This is a genomic window from Pseudomonas sp. Teo4 (assembly GCF_034387475.1).
Taxonomy (GTDB): Bacteria; Pseudomonadota; Gammaproteobacteria; order Pseudomonadales; family Pseudomonadaceae; genus Aquipseudomonas.
This window is the reverse complement of the sequence record NZ_JAXCIL010000002.1, coordinates 2,228,013-2,249,155: the sequence shown is the minus strand read 5'-3', so window position 1 is coordinate 2,249,155 and position 21,143 is coordinate 2,228,013. Positions and strand designations below refer to the sequence as shown.

Below are 21,143 nucleotides of genomic sequence, written 5' to 3'. Positions count from 1 at the left end.
CCGTGAAGTGTCCTCGGCCACCGAGCAGGTCAACGAAGTGGCCTTGCGGGTGATCAGCGCATCGAACTCCTCGATGGCCAACTCCGACGAGCAGTCCAACCGCACCAACAGCGTCGCCGCCGCCATCAACGAACTGGGCGCCGCCGCCCAGGAGATCGCCGGCAACGCGGCCCAAGCGTCGCAACACGCAAGCTCCGCGCGCCTGCTGGCCGAAGAAGGCCAGCAAGTGGTGGAGCGCAACATCGCGGCGATGAACCGCCTGTCCGACCTGATCGTCAGCTCCAGCGCGCACATCGAGACGCTCAACAGCAAGACCGTGAACATCGGCCAGATCCTCGAAGTGATCACCAGCATTTCCCAGCAGACCAACCTGCTGGCGCTCAATGCGGCAATCGAAGCCGCCCGAGCCGGCGAGGCTGGCCGAGGCTTTGCCGTGGTGGCCGATGAAGTACGCAACCTGGCCCACCGCACGCAAGAGTCGGCGCAGCAGGTACAGACCATGATCGAGGAGCTGCAGGTCGGCGCCCGCGAATCGGTGGACACCATGGGCCAAAGCCAACGCCACAGCCAGGACAGCATGGAAATCGCCAACCAGGCCGGCGAACGCCTGGACAGCGTGACCGTGCGCATCGGTGAGATCGACGGCATGAACCAGTCGGTGGCCACCGCCACCGAGGAGCAGACTGCCGTGGTCGACTCGATCAACATGGACATCAACGAAATCAACATGCTCAACCAGGAGGGCGTCGAGAACCTGCAGGCCACCCTGCGTGCATGCTCGGACCTGGAGCAGCAGGCCAGCCGCCTCAAGCACCTGGTCGGCACCTTCCGCATCTGACCGCCAACGGCAGGAACAGGCAGAGCCCCCACCTGCCTGTTCCTCCAGCCTGCAGCGCGCCAGCTGCGGCCACCCTACCCCGATCGAACAAACTATCCTTCTAAAAGGTCAACCTTTAGGCGCGTCATCGTCGGCCCGTTGCAGCCGGATGACACACCCGAGGACGATCCCGGAGGGATGCTGATCGTGCACATCGCTGACATCACCATGTTCTACGCCCCGGCCAGTGGCGGCGTGCGGACCTATCTTGATGCCAAACACCACCGTCTAGACGCTATCCCGGGCGTGCGCCACAGCCTGCTGATCCCCGGAGCCAGCGCCAGCCATACCAACGGTATCTACCAGGTGCCAGCACCGCCCCTGCCCTTTGGCAACGGCTACCGTTTCCCGGTGCGTCTCGCCCCTTGGTGCAACGTGCTTCGCCGTCTCAAGCCCAACCTGATCGAGGTGGGCGACCCGTACCTGACCGCCTGGGCAGCCCTCGAAGCGCGGCGCAAGCTCGATGTGCCGGTGATCGGCTTCTATCATTCCGACCTGCCCCTGCTGGTCAGCAATCGCATGGGCAACTGGTTCACCCCCAATGTCGAAGCCTATATAAGCAAGTTGTATGGCAACTTCGACCGAGTGCTGGCACCGAGCCAAGTCATGGCCGACAAACTACGCCGCCTGGGCGTGCAAAATGTCCATGTACAGCGGCTCGGTGTCGATTTGACGACCTTCAGCCCCGACCACCGCGACCCGCACCTGAAAGCCGAACTCGGCATTCCCGACACCAGCCGCCTGCTGATCTATGCGGGGCGCGGTTCACGGGAAAAGAACCTGCCGGTGTTGCTCGACTGCATCGAACACCTGGGCCGCCCGTACCACTTGCTGTTGGTAGGCTCGAACATGCCAGCCAATGTGCCAGCCAATGTCAGTGTGATCGACCGATTCTGCCCGCCCCATGAAGTCGCCAGGCTGATGGCCAGTGCCGACCTGCTGGTGCACGCTGGCGATCAGGAAACCTTCGGCCTGGTGATACTCGAAGCGATGGCCAGCGCAACCCCGGTGGTCGCGGTGCGCGCCGGGGCATTCGGTGAAATCATCAACGACCGGTGCGGGCGCCTGTGTCGCCCCAACGACGGCCAGGCCATGGCCAACGCCGTACGCGAGGTGTTCGAGGTTGGCGTGCACAACCTGGGCATTCAGGCGCGTTTCCAGGCAGAGCAACACTATTCGTGGGACAACGTGGTGGGCGGCCTGCTGCAGCACTACCAGGCCGTGCTCGGCCACTCGCCACAGGTACGGGCCCATGGCTGAAAGCGGCGGCACAAGGCGCAGCCTGATGTTGGTGCTGCACGACATCGCGCCCGAAACCTGGCCCGACTATCAACCGTTCATCCAGGCCGTCGACGAACTGGGCAATGTGCCCATGACCTGGCTGGTGGTGCCGGACTTTCACCATCGCAACCTGCTGTCCCGCTCGCCGACATTCTGCCGAGTGCTGGAACGTCGCCTGGCACGGGGAGATGAACTGGCATTGCATGGCTTCTACCATGCCGACGACGGCCGCCACCGCGTAGCCCCGCCGAGTACTTCATGCGCCGCATCTATACCCACGAAGGCGAATTCTACCGCCTCGACCGGCAACAAGCCCTGCAACGCCTGGAAAGCGGCTTGGCGCTTTTCCAACAGCAAGGCTGGCCAGTGGCAGGCTTCGTCGCACCTGCCTGGCTGATGAGCGAAGGCACCCGCCAGGCCCTGCGCCATCTGCCGCTGCGCTACACCAGCACAGCGCAGCACCTTTACCGCTTGCCGGAGTTCACCGCCATCCCGGCCCCGGTTTGGTATGGAGCGCCCGCAGCGCCTGGCGCCGAGGGCTGTCGCGACTGGTGTGCGACTGGCAATGCCGACGTTGGCGCGACGCAGACACACTGCGCCTGGGCTTGCACCCAGTGGACCTGCGCCATCGCGCCTCACGACAGTACTGGCTGCACACCCTCGAAACCCTGCTGACCGAAGGCCGCGAACCCTTGACCAAGTCGAGCTGGCTGGAGCGCCAGGTAACCCCATGAGCCGCCTCGGCTGGCTGGTTATGGCCCTGCTGCTGGCAGTGCTGGTGCCGGTACTGCTGGGCGGCAGCGAACTGCTACCAAGGCTGCGAGCCTTTGCCCCGAACTGATGCTGACGCTACTTGGCATGATCATACTGTGCTGGGTTATCAACGCAGTGCGCCTACGCCTTCTGTTGGGCCAGCACGGCACGAAGATTGGCCGCCTACGCAGCCTGGGCGTGGTGATGGCCACCGAATTCGCGATCTGCACCACGCCTGGCGGAAGCGGCGGGCCACTGACACTGATGGCATTGCTGGCCCATGACCGCATCGGCCCGGCGCGCAGCGGGGCGGTGTTTGCCATGGATCAGTTGAACGACCTGGTGTTTTTCTTTTGCGCCATGCTGGCCATCGCCGGGTATGCGATGTTTCACCGCCTCGGACACAGCCAGGAAAGCATGCTGTTGGGCAGTGCACTGCTGCTATGCGTGGCACTGGCACTGGTGGCCGGATTACTGCGATACCGACGCCGGGTGATGCGCTTCAATGGGCAGTGGCTCAGGCGCCTCGGCATCGCCAGGCAACGTCGACAGTGCTGGACTCGCAAGCTGCTGCACTTCATCCAGGCGCTGGCTCAGACCTGGCGCCTGCCCAAACGCACGCTGGCATTGGTGTTCACCCTTACCTGCGCGCACTGGGGCCTACGCTACAGCGTACTGTTCCTGGTACTGCGGGGTTAGGCGTGGAGCTTTCGTGGATACCAAGCTTTCTGGTGCAGATGCTTTCGCTCAGCGCCGGTCAGGTCAGCTTGCTGCCAGGCGGGGCCGGAGCAGCAGAGCTGACGTCGGCGAGTTTGCTGACACCCCTGGTCGGTAGTTCGACCGCTGCGGCAGCAGTGCTGATCTGGCGGGCAGTCACTTACTACTTTTACTTGCTTGCCGGTGGGCCGGTGTTCGTATGCCTGCTGGCACGCCCTCTACTGGCGCGCTGGCGGGGTCAGGCGGATTGAGCTGCTGCCAGAGTTCGGCAGCACCGAGAAACTCGGTGCCGTCGTCGTCGCTCAGGGCCTCGGGGTCGTAGCGGGCCAGGCAACCCTCACCGAGCGTCGGCGGTGCCGAAGCACCCGCCTTGTCACGCGGATCTGCCATTGGCCACCCCCGTTATCAGTCAAACACCACGGTTTTGTTACCGTGCACCAGCACGCGGTCTTCCAGGTGATAGCGCAGGCCGCGGGCCAGCACCATCTTCTCGACGTCACGGCCGAAGCGAACCATGTCTTCGATGCTGTCGGCGTGGCTCACACGAACCACGTCCTGCTCGATGATCGGGCCGGCATCCAGCTCTTCGGTGACGTAGTGGCAGGTTGCACCGATCAGTTTCACGCCTCGCAGCGCTGCCTGGTGGTAAGGCTTGGCACCGACGAACGACGGCAGGAAGCTGTGGTGGATGTTGATCACTTTTTCAGCGTAATCCCGGCACAGTTGCGGCGGCAGGATTTGCATGTAGCGGGCCAGCACCACCACATCAGCGGCATGTTCCTGAACCAGACGCGACACTTCGGCGAAGGCTGGCGCCTTGTCCTTGGGGTCGACCGGCACATGGAAGAACGGAATGCCGTGCCACTCGACCATGCTGCGCAGGTCGTTGTGGTTGGAGATAACGCAAGGGATCTCGCAATCCAGTTCGTCGGTGTGCCAGCGGTGCAGCAAGTCGGCCAGGCAGTGGGATTCGCGGCTCGCCATCAACACCACGCGCTTCTTCTGCGCCGAATCGGTAATACGCCAGGTCATGGAGAACTCTTCGGCGATTGGCGCGAACGCCTCACGGAAGGCGTCAATACCGAACGGCAGCGATTCGGCACGGATTTCATGGCGCATGAAGAACCAGCCACTCTGCTCGTCGGAGTGGTGGCTGGCTTCGTTGATCCAGCCGTTGTACAAGGCCAGGAAATTACTGACTTTCGCCACGATGCCAACACGGTCGGGGCAGGCGATCACCAGACGATAGGTGCGCATGAATAAGACTCCAGAACTTCGCAAAGGCGCTCATTCTGGCGGCACACCAGCAAAAACGCAGTATTCATCGCGTACTGCCCTCCAGAGGCTGCGCCACCCTTATGCCACCTCCAATGGCAGTACCGTCATCGGGTCGGGAGTTTTGTGAATTTTTCTTAACCAAAGAAATATGTTGTCGCAACCTTATTAACAGTTTATTGCTTATTTATATGTTTACTTGGGTGTATCGCCTGTCTATTATTGGCCCACACATTTCTGAACACGCATTAAGGAACACTCCATGTCCCTGATCAACGAATACCGCGCTACCGAAGAAGCCATCAAGGAACTTCAGGCCCGTCTGGCCAACCTGTCGCAGGATGACAAGCTGAAACAAGAACTGGAGTTCGAAGGCAAACTGCGCGCGCTGATGGGTGAATACTCCAAGTCGCTGCGCGACGTGATCGCTCTGCTCGACCCAGAGTCGAAACTGAGCAAAGGCCCACGCGCCGTGGCTAAAACCACTACCACCAAGCGTGCGCGCAAGGTCAAGCAATACAAGAACCCGCACAATGGTGAAGTGATCGAAACCAAAGGCGGCAACCACAAGACCCTGAAAGAATGGAAAGCCAAGTGGGGTGGTGACGTGGTTGAAGGTTGGGCGACTCTGCTGGACTGATAGTCCGCACTGTTTCCTTGCTTCGCAAACAAAAACGCCGGCTCATTGCCGGCGTTTTTGTTGGTTCATTCACAAGCTCAATTCAAACCGCTTGTGCAGTTGCCCGGCATGGGCCTGCCAGGCGTCCAGCACCTTGCGCCCTGCCTCATCGGCCTCAGCCCAGGCAGCCTGCCGAGCCTGCTCGAAGCCCGCAAGCGTGTTTGGCGCGCCCTGCGACGGGTCACTCAAACGCTGCTGACAGAATTCGAACCAACGCTGACGCTCTTGTGGGTTCAAGGTCTCTGGAAAGTTTCGCGCCCGATATCGGAACAACAACTCAGGCATTCGCGGGTCGTCGAACATCCAATGGCCATGCCCTAACTGCGCGGGTTCCAGGGTACGAACTTGCTCACATAGTCGACGGTCTCGGTCACCGAGGAAACCGTCATACAACTGCTGTTCAGGGTCTTCGCTGGGTGCGAAGTCTTCCTTGCCATAGATAAGCTCAAGCTTGTCTTGCCAAACGGACTGTTGCTTGGCCAACGCTTCGGCACGGGATTGCAACAGTGCCATGTCCAGCCCCAGACGTTGTTGATCAGCAGGGCGCAATACCGATAGCGGCGCCAACACCGGGCAGCGATTGATCTGTACCAACTTCAGCGGTACCGGTAATTGTCCTTCTGACAACTCTTCATGCCGAGTGTACAAGCGTTCACGCAACACTTCGGCACTTTCCCTTAATAAGGGTAGGGTTTCCTGATGCAGGTCGCACACAATCAGTGCATTGCGATTGCGCGGGTGCCAGCCCAGTGGCAGGACCACGCCCAGATAGTGACGCGCCGCCGAGAAGCGCCCTGATATATGAACCAGCGGCTGCAACAAACGAATCTGTTCCAGCACTTTATGCTTACTACGCAAGTGGAATAGCCAGTCATACAACTTAGGTTGTTTCTGGCGAATCAGACGCGCCAGTCCGATCGTCGCCCGCACGTCGGAAAGTGCTTCGTGGGCATGCCCATGGACAATCCCATTGGCCTGGCTGAGCAACTCCAGGCGCAAGCTGGTGCGCCCGTCCTGCTGCGGCCAGACGATGCCCTCAGGGCGCAGGGCGTAGGCCGTGCGCACCACGTCGATCAGGTCCCAGCGACTGTTGCCGCCCTGCCACTCACGGGCATACGGGTCGAAAAAGTTGCGGTAAAGGCTGTAGCGCGTCACTTCATCGTCGAAGCGCAGGGTGTTATAGCCCGCGCCACAGGTGCCGGGGCGTGCCAGCTGCTCGTGCACGCGGGTCATGAACTCGGCTTCGCACAAACCCTGAGTGGCCAGTTGGTCGGGTGTGATACCGGTAACCAGGCAAGCGGCCGGGTGCGGCAGGATATCGTCAGCGGGCTGGCAATAGAGGTTGATGGGCGCTTCGATCTCATTCAGATCGAGGTCGGTACGCACACCGGCAACCTGCAACGGCCGGTCGCAGCGCGGGTTGATGCCAGTGGTTTCGTAATCGTGCCAGAAGATGCTGGAGCTCACGGGGTCGTCCTGTATCGAGGTCGCCCCGATTCTAGCGGACCCTGCCTCAGGCGGAAGCGTTGGCAGGGTGGAAACTGAAATAGTCGCGCAATGAACGGACGAATTCGTCGTATTCGCGTGGGGCCTGCAGCAGCATGAACCCCGAGTCGTAGTGACCCGGCGTCTGGTCTTCTCGGCACCACAGGCAGCTGGCGGTCAGGTTGATGAACTGCAGACCTCCACCGGCCAGCGGCAGTCGCAGTTGCAGCTCGAAATCCGGACCGACCAGCACCGGCAGCTGGCTGATCAGCATCAAGCCATCTTCGGAGGCATTACCCAGGTAGCCGATCTGCTGGTCGGTAAAACGGTTGTAGACCTTGAGTACACAAGGCAACTGATGGCGTTCGATATGGCGTTGGTTGTACATGATCGCAATTGCAGTCCGTACCCGATGCCAGGAATGCAAGAGACTGGCTGGTGGTTGTTACATCTAGGTAACAGGTTAGCCCAACGCGCGTGTCAAATCCCGTGAAATAAATGACACATTGGTGTTAACGCCAAGGGGTAGTGCCCACGGGGTTCGCCACCGCGGTGTCTCCCAGGCGATAGTGGCCGGTCTTCTCCAGGGTCTGCAGACGTGCTTTGGCGCGATAGGCGTACTCGTTCCCCGGATACTGCTGAATCAGGTACTCATAGGTCTGGGCAGCATCCACGAACAGCTTCTGGCGCTCCAGGCATTGACCGCGCAGCAGGGCCACTTCCGGGTGGATGAACGGTCGGGCACGACTGGTACGGTCGACCTGCGACAGCTCGAGCATGACCCGCTGGCAATCGCCACGGTCATAAGCACGGTAGGCATTGTTCAAATGATGGTCCATGGACCAGCGGGTGCAACCAACGGTGCTGGCCGCCAAGGCTAAAACGATCAGGGCTCGCATGGGGAATCTCCTTTGATGCCAGAGTATCGGCCTTTGCACGCAAATCTTCACACCCTTTTGCAAGCATACCCCCGCCCGTTCAAATGCCACCCTGCCTTGGTTACAGGTAGTGCAACGGAACAATGACTACAGCGAGATTCAGGAGTAGCCTTTCGCTGCGCTTCACTATAGGAGTCTGTGCATGACCATCCGCCGTACCAAAATCGTCGCCACCCTTGGCCCCGCCAGCAACTCGCCGGAAGTGATCGAACAGCTGATCCTTGCCGGCCTGGACGTGGCACGCCTGAACTTCTCCCACGGCACCCCGGACGAGCACAAGGCGCGTGCGCGCCTGATCCGTGACATCGCCGCCAAGAACGGCCGCCATGTCGCACTGCTGGGCGACCTGCAGGGTCCGAAGATCCGCATCGCCAAATTCAGCAACAAGCGCATCGAACTGAAAGTCGGTGACAAGTTCACCTTCTCCACCGCCCACCCGCTGACCGAAGGCAACCAGGACATCGTCGGTATCGACTACCCCGACCTGGTCAAGGACTGCGGCGTCGGTGACGAACTGCTGCTCGACGACGGCCGTGTGGTCATGCGCGTCGAAACCGCCACCGCCGATGCCCTGCACTGCGTGGTGCTCGTCGGTGGCCCGCTGTCCGACCACAAAGGCATCAACCGCAAAGGTGGCGGCCTGACCGCACCGGCCCTGACCGAAAAAGACAAGGCCGACATCAAGCTGGCCGCGGAAATGGACCTGGACTACCTGGCCGTGTCCTTCCCGCGTGACGCCAAGGACATGGAATACGCCCGCAAACTGCGCGACGAAGCCGGCGGCAGTGCCTGGCTGGTGGCCAAGATCGAGCGCGCCGAAGCCGTTGCCGACGACGAAACCCTCGACGGCCTGATCGCCGCCTCCGACGCCGTCATGGTTGCCCGTGGCGACCTGGGCGTGGAAATCGGTGACGCCGAGCTGATCGCCATCCAGAAGAAGATCATCCAGCACGCCCGCCGCAACAACAAGGCGGTGATCGTGGCGACCCAGATGATGGAGTCGATGATCCAGAACCCGATGCCGACCCGTGCCGAAGTGTCCGACGTGGCCAACGCCGTGCTGGATAACACCGACGCGGTCATGCTGTCGGCCGAAAGTGCGGCAGGCTCCTACCCGATCGAAGCGGTGCAAGCCATGGCCCGCATCTGCTCGGGCGCCGAAAAGCACCCGACCAGCCAGAAGTCCAGCCACCGCCTGCACACCACCTTCGAGCGCTGCGACGAGAGCATCGCCCTGGCGGCCATGTACACCGCCAACCACTTCCCAGGTGTAAAGGCGATCATCGCCCTCACCGAAAGTGGCTACACCCCGCTGATCATGTCGCGTCTGCGTTCGCACGTGCCGATCTTCGCACTGTCGCCGCACCGTGCCACTCAGGCCCGCACGAACATGTTCCGCGGCGTCTACCCGATCGCCTTCGACCCGGCTTCGCTGCCAGCCGACAAGGTGAGCCAGGCAGCGGTCGACGAGCTGCTCAAGCGTGGTCTGGTGGAACAGGGTGACTGGGTGATCCTGACCAAGGGCGACAGCTACCACACCATCGGTGGCACCAACGGCATGAAGATTCTGCATGTTGGTGATCCGCTGGTCGGCTGATCTGCTCCAATGGGGCCGCTTTGCGGCCATTCACGACACAAGGCCGCTCGTACAGAAGAACGCGATTCCCTGTATGAGCGGCCTTGTGTCGCGAAAGAGGGCAAAGCCCCCAGCTCACTCAAGCATGCTCAACGAACACATCAGCGAACACCTGCCCCGTGGCACCCCGGCAATGAACAGCCGCCGGGCAAACCGCTCGACACTACTCGGCGCCCCGCACAGCAGTGCCATCGTCTGCCGCGATGACGGCCGCAACCCCGCCAACACCGCTTCCAGCTGCTCAGCCAGCACCTGTTCAACCGTAACTCCCGCCATCTCCTGCAACGGCCCGCTCAGATAGTGCCCAGTGCCATCACGCGCCACATGCACCACCCTGATCTCACCCCGATGCCCCTGTCGCAATGCCTCACGCAAAATGCCCCATAACGGCGCCAGCCCGGTGCCTGCCGCCAGCAACCAGAGCGGCCGATCTTGCCAGTCGGGGTCGTAATGCAGCGCCCCACCCCTCAGTTCACCCAGCCGTAGCTGATCGCCCACCCGCAGCGTCCGGGCGCTGTCGCAAAACGCACCGCTGCGCTGACAATCGATGTGAAATTCCAGGAAATCATCCTCACCCGGCAGGCTGGCCAGCGAGTAAGGCCGCGCTACCGGGCCATTCCACAGGATCACATGCTGCCCCGCCTGGTAGCGCCACGCTCGCTCTGGACGCACACGCAGGCGCAGCACATCACCAAACCAGTCCACCGCGCACACCTCGGCCGACAGGCCATCCTGCGCGGGGTCGAACACCGCCACGCGCAGATCGCCTACCACCCGGCACTGGCAGGCCAGGCGCCAGCCCAGCGCGTGCTTTTCCAGTGCCAGCGCCTCGGGCAAGGCATCGGCGGGCTGCCCCTCAAGGCAGTGCACCAGGCACGCATGGCAACTGCCCGCCCGACAGCTGTAGGGCACATTCACACCCGCCTCGTTCAGGGCATCGAGCAGGTTGCTGCCAGTCGGCACCGTCCAACGGCGCTCGCCCACACACAGTTCGGGCATGGTCATTTCATCTCCAGGTATCACAACGCCACTGTAAGCCAAGCCGAGGGGCTCAGCAAAAGGGTGCCTGTCGGCTGCCGACCAAGGTCCAGACCACCCGCAGGTGTTTCGCAGGCCCAGCCGCGCTATACTGCCGCGCCTTTTTGCGTCGGCCTGACCTGCCGATGCCTTGCCAGGCGTTTCGACACGCTGGTCGGCACCGTCGAACGTCTTCATGAATGTTCCCGTCTTTAAGAGGAGCGCGCTGCATGACCGTGATCAAGCAAGACGACCTGATTCAGAGCGTCGCCGACGCCCTGCAATTCATTTCGTACTACCACCCCGTCGATTTCATCCAGGCGATGCACGAGGCCTACCTGCGTGAAGAGTCGCCTGCTGCGCGCGACTCCATCGCCCAGATCCTGATCAACTCGCGCATGTGCGCCACCGGCCACCGCCCGATCTGCCAGGACACCGGTATCGTTACCGTGTTCGTACGCGTCGGTATGGACGTGCGCTGGGACGGCGCCACCCTGAGCGTCGACGACATGATCAACGAAGGTGTGCGTCGCGCCTACAACCTGCCTGAAAACGTCCTGCGCGCTTCGATCCTGGCCGACCCGGCCGGTGCCCGCAAGAACACCAAGGACAACACCCCAGCCGTCATCCACTACTCGATCGTCCCTGGCGACAAGGTCGAAGTCGATGTCGCGGCCAAAGGCGGCGGTTCCGAGAACAAGTCGAAGATGGCCATGCTCAACCCGTCCGACTCGATCGTCGACTGGGTACTGAAGACCGTCCCGACCATGGGCGCTGGCTGGTGCCCGCCTGGCATGCTCGGCATCGGCATCGGCGGTACCGCCGAGAAAGCCGCGGTCATGGCCAAGGAAGTGTTGATGGAGTCCATCGACATCCATGAGCTGAAAGCCCGTGGCCCACAGAACCGCCTCGAAGAGATCCGCCTGGAGCTGTTCGAGAAGGTCAACCAGCTGGGCATCGGCGCCCAGGGCCTGGGCGGCCTGACCACCGTGCTCGACGTCAAGATCATGGACTACCCGACCCACGCCGCGTCCCTGCCGGTGTGCATGATCCCGAACTGCGCCGCTACCCGTCACGCGCACTTCGTGCTCGACGGCTCCGGCCCTGCCGAGCTGGAAGCCCCGTCGCTGGACGCCTACCCGGAAATCGTCTGGGAAGCCGGCCCGAGCGCCCGCCGCGTCAACCTCGACGACATCACCCCGGAAGAAGTCGCCAGCTGGAAACCGGGTGAGACCATCCTGCTCAACGGCAAGATGCTCACCGGCCGCGACGCTGCGCACAAGCGCATGGTCGAGATGCTGAACCGTGGCGAAGAGCTGCCGGTCGACCTGAAAGGCCGCTTCATCTACTACGTCGGCCCAGTCGACCCTGTCGGTGACGAAGTGGTAGGCCCAGCCGGCCCGACCACTGCAACCCGCATGGACAAGTTCACCCGTCAGATCCTCGAGCAGACCGGCCTGCTGGGCATGATCGGCAAGTCCGAGCGTGGCCCAACTGCCATCGAAGCGATCAAGGACAACAAAGCCGTCTACCTGATGGCCGTCGGCGGCGCCGCCTACCTGGTGGCCCAGGCAATTCGCAAGTCGAAGGTTCTGGCCTTCGCCGAGCTGGGCATGGAAGCGATCTACGAGTTCGAGGTCAAGGACATGCCAGTGACCGTCGCCGTGGACAGCAACGGTGAATCGGTACACATCACTGGCCCTGCCCTGTGGCAGAGCAAAATCGCCGAGAGCCTGGCGGTTGAAGTGAAGTAAGCCTGTTGTAACAGGTGCGGCCCCATCGCTGGCTTGCCGGCGATGGGGCCGTTCTGTTTAAACGACCCTGTCGAACTGCTCCGGCCAGTCCCTGCGGGTAAACACCTGCCCTTCCTGCCTCACCCGTCGCACAGCCGCCAGGTCCAGCTCACACAGCAACCACTGGCTGCTCGCGGGGTTCAACTGCTCGCTTTGAGCAATCACGCCATTACTGGGCATCCCATGATCGGGGGCACGAACAGCCCTGCCCGCCCAATGTTCTCGTCCAGCGCAGGTGACCACGGCGCCAGACCCACGGTCGGGCTTTGCAGCACGGCAATCTGGTTTTCCAGCGCACGCGCCTGGGCGCCTATGCGCACCCGGTGGTAACCCGCTTCGGTATCGGTGCAACTTGGCGCCAGTATCAGGTCGGCCCCGTCCTCCGCCAGGCGCCTGGCCAGCATCGGAAATTCATTGTCATAGCAGATCAGAATGCCCAAGCGGCCGAAGGGCGTGTCGAACACCTTCAACCCCTCCCCTGCGTCAATGCTCCATTGCTCGCGTTCGAAACGGGTCATCATCAGCTTGTCCTGATAACCCAGCGCACCCTCCGGCCCGAACAGCCAGGCGCGGTTTCGGTAGTGCCCGTCACTGCAGAGTACCGGCAAACTGCCTGGTTGCAGGTATATACCCCATTGCCGGGCAATACTTTCACACAGTGCCAGCCAAGGCTCCACAAGGGGCTGGATGCCGGCAATGGAACCTTTCAGATCGCCGCGCTGGTCTGCCGGTAACTGGCCACTCAGTACCAGCCCTGCGTATTCCGGCAACAGCAGCAGTTGGGCGCCCTCGGCCACAGCGTCAGCACACAGGCCCTGGAGGTGTTCAGCGTAGGAATCCCAGGTTTCATGCAATTCGATGGCGTACTGACAGGCCGCAAGGCGGATCATATCGGCAGTTCCTTGACCCAGAAGGACATCAGCTTGGCGGACTCCTCCTGCTCGTCCAGGTCACGCCAGGTGTACGTGGTGCGCAGCGAGGGATCATGCAGGAACCCTCGGTTACGCCAGAAACCATGCAATGGCTTGTAGTCCGCTGGCCGTCGCGGATGCACGCCAGGCCGCTCGACCGCACAGAACGCGCAGTGGTCGAACTCGGCCAGTTTATGTGCGTAGGATTCACGTTCGATGAAGAAGCGCACACCCAGGCCGCGCCCCGATAAGCCGGCAGTACCACGGACTCGCCGAAGTAGTAGACGGAAGCAGGGTCGCGTCCCTGGGCCAGGAAAGGCTGCTGGAACTCCGATGCGACATCGACCAGCGGCAGGCCGGTCGAGGCGCCGACCACCTTGCCGTCGTCCAGCGCCAGTACCACCAGGCTGCGCCCGGAGCGCATATAGGTGCCGAGGTAGTCGGCTTCATACTCCATGTCGCCGTCGTAGAGGTAGGGAAACTCGCGGAACACGGTAAGGCGCAGGCGAGCGAGGTCATCGATGTAAGGCGCGCTGGCGGCGCCGTGCAGCAGGCGAATTTCCATGCGTGGCGGTCGTTTTGTCGATGTGGATGACGTGCTCGGCTAAGCCGGGCTTGAGGGGAAACCCTATCATCGGGCCAACGTCCTCCCCTTTCCCGTACACGACAGGAACATTGCCATGACCGCTACCGAACTCGTCAATGCTTACTACGCAGCGTTCAATGCCGGCGACATGCCGGGCTTTCTCGCTCTGCTCAGCGAAGATGTGATTCACGACATCAACCAGGGCGAGCGGCAGATGGGCAAGGCCAAGTTCGCCGCCTTCATGGACAAGATGAACCGCTGCTACCGCGAGCGCCTGGCCGATATCGTGGTGATGCAGAACGCCGACGGCAGCCGGGCAGCGGCGGAGTTCACGGTGCACGGGGAATATCTGGCCGATGACGAAGGCCTGCCGCCGGCCAATGGACAGACCTATGTACTGCCGGCCGGGGCGTTCTTCTACATCCATTGCGGGAAGATTGCCCGGGTGACCAACTACTACAACCTTAATGACTGGGTCGAGCAGGTGGGCTGAAGCGACTGACGCCATCGCCGGCAAGCCGGCTCCCACATGGACCGCGACAACCTTGAGACTACTGCGATACCTGTGGGAGCAACTGTCTTGCGCTGCCTGTACCGGCCTCATCGCTGCGGTTCGTCGCCACGACAAGCCAGCTCCCACAGGTACGGCAGTGATCTCAAGATCTGCGCGGTCCATGTGGAGCCGGCTTGCCGGCGATGAGGCCAGATCAGGCAATACGGGTGCCCAGCACCTTCAAAAATGCCGCCAGCCACGCCGGATGCGCCGGCCAGGCAGGCGCGGTCACCAGGTTGCCATCCACATGGGCCTGGTCCACTGCGATATCGATGAATTTCCCACCCGCCAGCCGCACCTCAGGCGCACAGGCCGGATAGGCACTGCACTCACGCCCTTCAAGCACCCCGGCCGCCGCCAGCAACTGCGCGCCGTGGCACACTGCGGCAATCGGTTTGCCCGCCTGGTCGAACGCCTTGACCAGCGCCAGCACCTTTTCATTCAGGCGCAGGTATTCCGGCGCGCGCCCTCCTGGAATCAGCAGTGCGTCATAACTCTCGGCGCGCACCTGAACGAAGTCGTAGTTCAGTGCGAAGTTGTGCCCAGGCTTTTCGCTGTAGGTCTGCTCGCCCTCGAAATCGTGAATGGCCGTGCGCACGGTCTGCCCCGCGACCTTCTCCGGGCACACGGCATGCACGGTATGGCCGACCATGCGCAAGGCCTGGAATGGCACCATCGCTTCGTAATCTTCGACGTAGTCGCCCACCAGCATGAGAATCTTCTTCGCCGTCATCGCATCCACTCCTTCCGTTGTAGGGGAACAATCACTGCACGATAGACGGGTTATGCGCCTGTGGATATGCGCCGCAAGTCTCAATCGCGACGGTCGAGAAAATTCACTACCAGCCGGTCAACCCAACCCCAGACGCGCTGCTTCACCCGCCGCCACAGCGGCCTGGCGTTCCAGTGATCGAGGTCCACCACTTCGCTCAGGGCAAAATCACGTTCGAAGCTGGCTGCCACCGCGGCGGTGAGCGCCGGGTCCAGGGCTTCGACGTTGGCTTCCAGATTGAAGCGCAGGTTCCAGTGGTCGAAGTTGCACGAGCCTATGCTGACCCAGTCATCCACCAGCGCCATTTTCAGGTGCAGGAAGCAGGGCTGGTATTCGTAGATGCGCACACCGGCGCGAAGCAGGCGTGGGTAATAGCGATGCCCGGCATAGCGCACTGACGGGTGGTCCGTGCGCGGGCCGGTCAGCAACAGCCGTACATCGACACCTTTACCCGCAGCCCGACGCAAGGATCGGCGCACGCTCCAGGTCGGCAGAAAATAGGGCGTTGCCAGCCAGATACGCTGCTGCCCGCTGTTCAGCGCACGCACCAGCGAATGCAGAATATCCTTGTGTTGGCGGGCATCCGCGTAGGCCACCCGCCCCATGCCCTGCCCTTGCAGCGGAATTCTGGGCACACGCGGCAAGCCAAAGCCCTCTGGCGGGCGCCAGGCCGTGCGACGGTTGTTGGCCTGCCACTGGCGATCGAACAGCAATTGCCAGTCGGACACCACCGCCCCGGTCATCTGCACCATCACCTCATGCCATTCACTGGAGTCTTGGCCCGGCGTCCAGAACTCGTCAGTGACGCCCGTGCCACCGACCGCCGCCCAGCGTTCGTCCACCAACAGCAGCTTGCGGTGGTCGCGATACAGGTTACGCAGGCCACGCCGCCAGCGCAGGCGGTTGTACCAACGCAGGTAAACCCCGGCATCCAGCAAGCGCTGGCGCAGGGCGGAGGTAAAGGCGAGCGAGCCATAGTCATCGAACAGGCAACGCACCCGCACACCGCGCCTGGCTGCCTGCTCCAGGGTCTCGACCACGGCCTCGGCACAGGCACCCGCTTCGACCAGGTACAACTCCAGATCGACCTGGAACTCGGCACGCGCAATGGCCTGAAGCATGCGCGGAAAGAAATCGGGGCCGTCGATCAGCAGTTCGAACTGGTTGCCATCCCGCCAGGGAATACCGGCCCCGGCATATCAGCGGGCGTTGAAGATCAGCACCGCATTGACCGGCACCGTGGGGTTGATGGATTTGAGCTTGGCGAACTTGCGCAGGCTCTGCAGCCCAGGCAACAGACCGTAGTCATCGGCGCGCAGAATCAGGGGCTCGAGCGTCACCACCTGGAACCGCCGCTCATCCAGCCGGGTAGCCAGCAACAAGGCGTTGTAGCTGTGGGAGCGACCGTGCAGGGTGACGGTGAGCGGCAGGCGCAGTTCGATCTGCGCGCCGTTGGCCAGGTCATTGAGGGGCCGCAGGTCGAGCTGCGCCTTCACCGTCGCTTCGGCGAACTGATCGACCTCGAACAAGTCTTCGCGCATACGCTCGTCGCGCAACGGGATGCCGCTGCTCACCGAATCCATCTCGATACTCAGCGCCGCAGCGCCTTTGCGGTCCACAGTGCCATGCAGGACCAGAAAGCGATGCACCTCGGCGGTATCGCCATTCTTGCCCGTGACGAACGAAAGGCGTGAAGACTCGCCATCGAGGTGCCAGTTGGCGTGGGCGGGCAGGCACAAAGCCAGCAGCAAGGCGGGCAGGAGACGGGGCAGCTTGAACATGACAGATCTCGTGAAACATGACCGCCAACCTTACCCGCCCGCCTTCACGGCAGCAAGCGGCAGCCCTCGCGCACGCCTTGCCAGGCGGCCTGGTTACGTCGGCCCAGGCCTTCGGCGGTGACCAGGTGTTGCCCCGTGTCCTCCTGCAACAGGCTCAGCGGCAGATACTGTTTCACGTAGCCGCGACAATAGGCCTCGTCGAAGCCCATGACGAACCGGCACGAGCAGTACTCCTTGGCTGAATAGGCCGACAGAATCCCAGGAAATCCGCCAATGCCTGACGCTCCTGCCAAGCCCAGGCCAGCAGTACCGCCAGCACCAGCAACAGCACACGCTTCATTGCCCCTCCCTGGCCACGGCCGCCAGCACCCGCTTGAGAAACTCGTTGTGGTTGTAGCGGCCGTCCCGGTCGTCGGCGTACCGGACAATCACCAGATTCTGCGCTGGCAACACGTACAGCGCCTGGCCCCAGTGGCCGAGTGCGGCATAGGTTTCTGGCGGTGCATCCGGCCACGGTGCGGTGCTGCCCGGCAGAGGCCGGTTTAGCCACCAATGGCCACCGGGGTTCGCTTCGCCGGGCACGGGTTCTGCCTTGTCGAACAGCGTACGGTTGAAAGTGACCCAGTCTGCGGGCACCAGTTGACGATCACGCCAGCGCCCTTCACGCAGCATCAGCAGGCCGATACGGGCAAGGTCCCGAGCGCTGAGGTAGAGGTAGGAAGAACCGACGTAGGTGCCGGTGCCATCGCGCTCCCAGACGGCGCTGTCGATACCCAACGGGGTGAAGAGCGCCTGCCAGGGATAGTCGGCATATGCCCCCGGTTCGAGCATGCCGCGCAGGGCGGCCGCCAGCACATTGCTGTCGCCACTGGAGTAGAGAAAACGCTGGCCGGCCGGTTCGCCCGCGCCACGGGCGGCGGTGTAGCCGGCCATGTCGTTGCGTCCACGGGTATAGAGCATCGCCACCACGGAGGATTTCAGCGGCGCGTATTCGTAGTCTTCCTGCCAGTCCAGGCCGCTGGCCCAGTGCAACAGATCCATCAGGCGTATGTCCGAATGTGCCTGCATGGGCGGATAGAAGCGGGCCACCGGGTCCTGCAACTGGAAGCGCCCCTCGCCCTGGGCTACCCCCAACAGCGTCGCCAATACGCTTTTGCTCACCGACCAGGTCAGATGAGCAGTACGGGCCGTGGTTGGGGCTGCATAGCGCTCGTGAATGATGCGCCCGTCGCGGATGATCAGCAGTGCATCCGTACGTACACCGCTGCGTTCGCTAGAGCTGCGTTCGGGGAAGGCATAGGCGTCGACGGGTTGCCAATCGATGGTGGTGTTTTCAAGCTGCCAGCTGGGTTCGGGCCAATCCTCGGCCCAGGCTGCGGCCACCGCCATGGAAAGCATGAACAGCAGGGGCTTGAGAACGCTCATCAACGTATTTGGCCTCTGGGGCCGCTTGGCGGCCCCATGGTTCAGCAGATCTCCCAAGCCTGCCCGACTTTCATGACAATCCTGCTGCACCCCAGGCTTTGGCCAGGCGCTTATCCCGCGCCGCAGCCGCCAGCGCCAAGACACCCTGATCGCGCTGCCACAACTGCGCCCAGTGCTCCGGCCCAGCTTTCAGGGCTTTGTCGATATCACCTCGCAACGCCTGGAACTGCGCGAACAGGCCTCCCAATAACAGATGACACCCCACGCTATCGGCACACTGGCGGCTACCTTCGGCGCAGCCCGCCAGCAGCCCGAGCAGCCGCAAGCGCAAGTCCTGCGGCCAGCCGCATTCTTGACCAACGCCATACAACCAGGCCGTCAGCGCCGCGAGCACATACAGGTCTTCCAGCGAACGGAATGGCTTGACGTAAGCGTCCCAACCATCTCCAGCCAACAACTCGCAGGCAGCCTGCTGCAAAACCAATCGGCCATGGCCAACCTCGGGCATCAGCGGCAGGGTTGGCAATGCTTCCAGCGTCACGCCCGGCTCGCCTGGGTACACCACTGCCAATTGCAACCGCGGCGGCTCACCCAGCGGCTCGGTACGCGCCGCCACCAGCAGCCACTCGGCATCGAGCCCGGCGGTGACGAAATCCTTGCTGCCGCTCAAGCGCAAGCTGTCCAGCCGTGTATTCATGTCCGCCGGTCGCACGCTGCGCCGCTCGGTGGCGCACAAGGCGCCGAGGCTGGGTGGGGCGCTGGGCCAGAGCACGCGCAAGGCCGCCTGGTAACCGATGAGAAACGCCAGGCCCGGCGTGGCCATGGCACGCCCACCCAGCACAGCCAATTCGAATGGGGCGGCCGCACCGAGGCGTTCGAGCTGCGCGGTGTAAATCTCGCCCAGGGTGCCCGCCAGCGGCTGACGTAGCGGGTCGTTGAGTCGTTGCAACCAGGCCATCGGAGGCTCCTCTGAGGGGTTGTCACGCAAGCATCACCAAAGATTCACGGGGTGACACCGCACCTACCTAGGCTGACTTTGCACAACAAAGCCGACCGGCCGCAACCCTCTATGGCTGGCTTATGGAGACTCGTAATGACTCGGATCGCTCGCTCTGGCGACAACAGCACTGAACGCCGTCTGCAAGCCGAACGCCTGGTCGGCGCCACGGCCCTGCAGGAAGCCCAAGCCTTGCGCTACAAAGTGTTCAGCGCAGAATTCAAGGCCAAGCTCAAAGGTGCCGATCAGGGCCTGGACATGGACGACTATGACGTGCACTGCCGCCACATCGGCGTACGCGACCTGAGCACCGGCGAACTGGTGGCCACCACCCGCCTGCTCGATCACCAGGCGGCCAGCAGCCTGGGGCGTTTCTACAGCGAAGAAGAATTCAGCCTGCACGGCCTGCTGCAATTGCAGGGCCCGATTCTCGAACTGGGCCGTACTTGCGTCGACCCCGCCTACCGCAATGGCGGCACCATCGCCGTACTCTGGGGCGAACTGGCCGAAGTGCTCAACGAAGGCCGCTACAGCTACCTGATGGGTTGCGCCAGCATCCCGATGCAGGACGGCGGCGTCCAGGCACAGGCCATCATGCAGCGGCTGCGCGAGCGCTACCTGTGCACCGAACACCTGCGTGCCGAGCCGAAAAAGCCCCTGCCGAACCTGCCGCTGCCGAACAACGTCATTGCCGAAATGCCACCCCTGCTCAAGGCCTACATGCGCCTGGGGGCGAAAATCTGCGGCGAGCCGTGCTGGGACGAGGACTTCCAGGTCGCCGACGTATTCATCCTGCTCAAGCGCGACGACCTCTGCCCACGCTACGCCCGCCACTTCAAGGCGGCCGTCTGATGCCGAAGGTGCGGGTACTGGCCCGCCTGACACGACTGATGCTGGTGTTGCTGCTTGGCATGCTCATGGCCAGCGTCATCGCCCTAGGTGAACGCCTGGGGTTCAAGGTGCCTACCGAACGCCGCCAGCGCTGGACCTGCCTGTTCATGAAGCGTCTGGTCGCCGCCCTGCCCTTCAAGGTTCGGGTGATCGGTGAGCGGCCACAAAAGCCCATGCTGTGGGTCAGCAATCACGTGTCCTGGACCGACATTCCACTGCTCGGCATGCTCATGCCGTTGTCGTTCCTGTCCAAAGCCGAAGTGCGCCAATGGCCCCTGGCCGGTTGGCTGGCGGAGAAGGCCGGCACGCTGTTCATCCGCCGTGGCGGTGGCGATGCCCAGCGCCTGCGCGAGCAGATCAGTGAGCAATTGGGCCAGGCTCGACCGCTGCTGATCTTCCCGGAAGGCACCACCACCGATGGCCGGCAACTGCGCACCTTCCACGGCCGTTTGCTGGCGGGCGCCATCGACCAGGGTGTGCCGGTGCAGCCGGTGGCCATCCAGTATTTGCGTGGCGGCGAAGCCGATACGATTGCGCCGTTCATCGGCGAAGATGATCTGGTGTCGCATCTGATGCGCTTGTTCGGCCAACCGCAGGGTGAGGTGCAGATCCACCTGCTGGCGCCCATCTGCAGTGTTGAAAAAGAACGGGCGGCCTTGGCGTTTCAGGCGCAGCAAGCGATTCAACTGGCCCTGTTCGGGGTTGAGGAAGCTGAGGTGACGCCCCGTCGTCAGGCGCGCGCGGCCTGATGGGCTAGTGACTGCGACGGCCTCATC

Annotated in this window: 18 protein-coding genes and 6 pseudogenes; 10 read left to right on the top strand and 14 right to left on the bottom strand. The window is 62.7% G+C overall.

Going from position 1 to position 21,143, the window contains the following annotated elements:
* The first annotated feature begins 73 nt into the window (after positions 1 to 73).
* From PspTeo4_RS30080 to PspTeo4_RS26705, 4 genes and pseudogenes are all read left to right on the top strand, one after another.
* Positions 74 to 838, top strand: a complete 765-nt coding sequence (locus PspTeo4_RS30080; protein ID WP_416196994.1) for a methyl-accepting chemotaxis protein — start codon at positions 74 to 76, stop codon at positions 836 to 838.
* 177 nt (positions 839 to 1,015) lie between these two features.
* Positions 1,016 to 2,137 carry a glycosyltransferase family 1 protein gene (locus PspTeo4_RS26715; protein ID WP_322366700.1) on the top strand — a complete coding sequence of 374 codons (1,122 nt, stop codon included), beginning with the start codon at positions 1,016 to 1,018 and terminating at the stop codon, positions 2,135 to 2,137.
* Positions 2,130 to 2,892, top strand: a pseudogene (locus tag PspTeo4_RS26710) (DUF2334 domain-containing protein). Before PspTeo4_RS26715 ends, PspTeo4_RS26710 begins: the two are co-directional and overlap by 8 nt.
* Positions 2,889 to 3,879, top strand: a pseudogene (locus PspTeo4_RS26705) (lysylphosphatidylglycerol synthase transmembrane domain-containing protein). Before PspTeo4_RS26710 ends, PspTeo4_RS26705 begins: the two co-directional pseudogenes overlap by 4 nt.
* Here PspTeo4_RS26705 and PspTeo4_RS26700 read toward each other — a convergent pair.
* A complete protein-coding gene (locus PspTeo4_RS26700; RefSeq protein WP_322366699.1) occupies positions 3,785 to 4,018 on the bottom strand; it encodes a hypothetical protein in 234 nt (77 codons plus the stop codon). The pseudogene PspTeo4_RS26705 and the gene PspTeo4_RS26700 sit on opposite strands and share 95 nt — an antisense overlap.
* A gap of 15 nt (positions 4,019 to 4,033) precedes the next feature.
* Positions 4,034 to 4,885, bottom strand: coding sequence for a formyltetrahydrofolate deformylase (gene purU, locus PspTeo4_RS26695; RefSeq protein WP_322366698.1), 852 nt, complete (start codon positions 4,883 to 4,885; stop codon positions 4,034 to 4,036).
* Positions 4,886 to 5,165: 280 nt separating this feature from the next.
* Here purU and mvaT point away from each other — a divergent pair, with 280 nt between their 5' ends.
* Entirely contained in the window at positions 5,166 to 5,543 is a 378-nt protein-coding gene (gene mvaT / locus PspTeo4_RS26690; protein ID WP_023378896.1) for a histone-like nucleoid-structuring protein MvaT, read from the top strand.
* Between the two features lie 69 nt (positions 5,544 to 5,612).
* Here mvaT and sbcB read toward each other — a convergent pair whose 3' ends face one another.
* The 3 genes from sbcB to PspTeo4_RS26675 form a co-directional block, all read right to left on the bottom strand.
* Positions 5,613 to 7,049: an exodeoxyribonuclease I gene (sbcB, locus tag PspTeo4_RS26685; RefSeq protein ID WP_322366696.1), complete on the bottom strand. Its 1,437-nt coding sequence runs from the start codon at positions 7,047 to 7,049 to the stop codon at positions 5,613 to 5,615.
* 46 nt (positions 7,050 to 7,095) lie between these two features.
* A complete protein-coding gene (locus tag PspTeo4_RS26680) occupies positions 7,096 to 7,455 on the bottom strand; it encodes a PilZ domain-containing protein (RefSeq protein WP_322366695.1) in 360 nt (119 codons plus the stop codon).
* A 124-nt stretch (positions 7,456 to 7,579) separates the two neighbouring features.
* Positions 7,580 to 7,966, bottom strand: coding sequence for a tetratricopeptide repeat protein (locus PspTeo4_RS26675; protein WP_322366694.1), 387 nt, complete (start codon positions 7,964 to 7,966; stop codon positions 7,580 to 7,582).
* A 181-nt stretch (positions 7,967 to 8,147) separates the two neighbouring features.
* Between PspTeo4_RS26675 and pyk the strand changes: the two genes are divergently transcribed.
* The gene (gene pyk / locus PspTeo4_RS26670) at positions 8,148 to 9,602 is read left to right on the top strand and encodes a pyruvate kinase (protein ID WP_322366693.1); all 1,455 of its coding nucleotides are present in this window, start codon (positions 8,148 to 8,150) and stop codon (positions 9,600 to 9,602) included.
* A 118-nt stretch (positions 9,603 to 9,720) separates the two neighbouring features.
* Here the strand turns inward: pyk and PspTeo4_RS26665 are convergent.
* A pseudogene (locus PspTeo4_RS26665) lies at positions 9,721 to 10,640 on the bottom strand (iron-sulfur-binding ferredoxin reductase).
* A 248-nt stretch (positions 10,641 to 10,888) separates the two neighbouring features.
* Here PspTeo4_RS26665 and PspTeo4_RS26660 point away from each other — a divergent pair.
* Positions 10,889 to 12,412: a fumarate hydratase gene (locus PspTeo4_RS26660; RefSeq protein WP_051098439.1), complete on the top strand. Its 1,524-nt coding sequence runs from the start codon at positions 10,889 to 10,891 to the stop codon at positions 12,410 to 12,412.
* A 57-nt stretch (positions 12,413 to 12,469) separates the two neighbouring features.
* Here PspTeo4_RS26660 and PspTeo4_RS26655 read toward each other — a convergent pair.
* Positions 12,470 to 13,341, bottom strand: a pseudogene (locus PspTeo4_RS26655) (carbon-nitrogen hydrolase family protein).
* A pseudogene (locus tag PspTeo4_RS26650) lies at positions 13,338 to 13,927 on the bottom strand (GNAT family N-acetyltransferase). Before PspTeo4_RS26650 ends, PspTeo4_RS26655 begins: the two co-directional pseudogenes overlap by 4 nt.
* Before the next feature lie 115 nt (positions 13,928 to 14,042).
* Between PspTeo4_RS26650 and PspTeo4_RS26645 the strand changes: the two are divergent.
* Positions 14,043 to 14,441 carry a nuclear transport factor 2 family protein gene (locus PspTeo4_RS26645; RefSeq protein WP_322366692.1) on the top strand — a complete coding sequence of 133 codons (399 nt, stop codon included), beginning with the start codon at positions 14,043 to 14,045 and terminating at the stop codon, positions 14,439 to 14,441.
* Between the two features lie 214 nt (positions 14,442 to 14,655).
* Here PspTeo4_RS26645 and PspTeo4_RS26640 read toward each other — a convergent pair whose 3' ends face one another.
* The 6 genes and pseudogenes from PspTeo4_RS26640 to PspTeo4_RS26615 form a co-directional block, all read right to left on the bottom strand.
* On the bottom strand, positions 14,656 to 15,234 hold the full coding sequence (locus tag PspTeo4_RS26640) for a DJ-1/PfpI family protein (protein ID WP_322366691.1): 579 nt from the start codon (positions 15,232 to 15,234) through the stop codon (positions 14,656 to 14,658).
* An 80-nt stretch (positions 15,235 to 15,314) separates the two neighbouring features.
* Complete coding sequence (locus tag PspTeo4_RS26635; RefSeq protein ID WP_416196978.1) at positions 15,315 to 16,394, bottom strand: phospholipase D-like domain-containing protein; 1,080 nt, start codon at positions 16,392 to 16,394, stop codon at positions 15,315 to 15,317.
* A 78-nt stretch (positions 16,395 to 16,472) separates the two neighbouring features.
* The gene (locus PspTeo4_RS26630; RefSeq protein ID WP_322366689.1) at positions 16,473 to 17,054 is read right to left on the bottom strand and encodes a YceI family protein; all 582 of its coding nucleotides are present in this window, start codon (positions 17,052 to 17,054) and stop codon (positions 16,473 to 16,475) included.
* 44 nt (positions 17,055 to 17,098) lie between these two features.
* Positions 17,099 to 17,394 (bottom strand): annotated as a pseudogene (locus PspTeo4_RS26625) (amidase).
* On the bottom strand, positions 17,391 to 18,479 hold the full coding sequence (locus PspTeo4_RS26620; RefSeq protein WP_322366688.1) for a serine hydrolase: 1,089 nt from the start codon (positions 18,477 to 18,479) through the stop codon (positions 17,391 to 17,393). The pseudogene PspTeo4_RS26625 and the gene PspTeo4_RS26620 overlap by 4 nt, the downstream one beginning before the upstream one ends.
* 70 nt (positions 18,480 to 18,549) lie before the next feature.
* A complete protein-coding gene (locus tag PspTeo4_RS26615; RefSeq protein ID WP_322366686.1) occupies positions 18,550 to 19,437 on the bottom strand; it encodes an acyl-CoA dehydrogenase in 888 nt (295 codons plus the stop codon).
* Between the two features lie 135 nt (positions 19,438 to 19,572).
* Between PspTeo4_RS26615 and olsB the strand changes: the two genes are divergently transcribed.
* Entirely contained in the window at positions 19,573 to 20,328 is a 756-nt protein-coding gene (gene olsB, locus PspTeo4_RS26610) for an L-ornithine N(alpha)-acyltransferase (RefSeq protein WP_322366684.1), read from the top strand.
* Positions 20,328 to 21,116 (top strand): lysophospholipid acyltransferase family protein, encoded by a 789-nt coding sequence (locus PspTeo4_RS26605; RefSeq protein WP_322366682.1) that lies wholly within the window; start codon positions 20,328 to 20,330, stop codon positions 21,114 to 21,116. Before olsB ends, PspTeo4_RS26605 begins: the two co-directional genes overlap by 1 nt.
* Positions 21,117 to 21,143 lie beyond the last annotated feature (27 nt).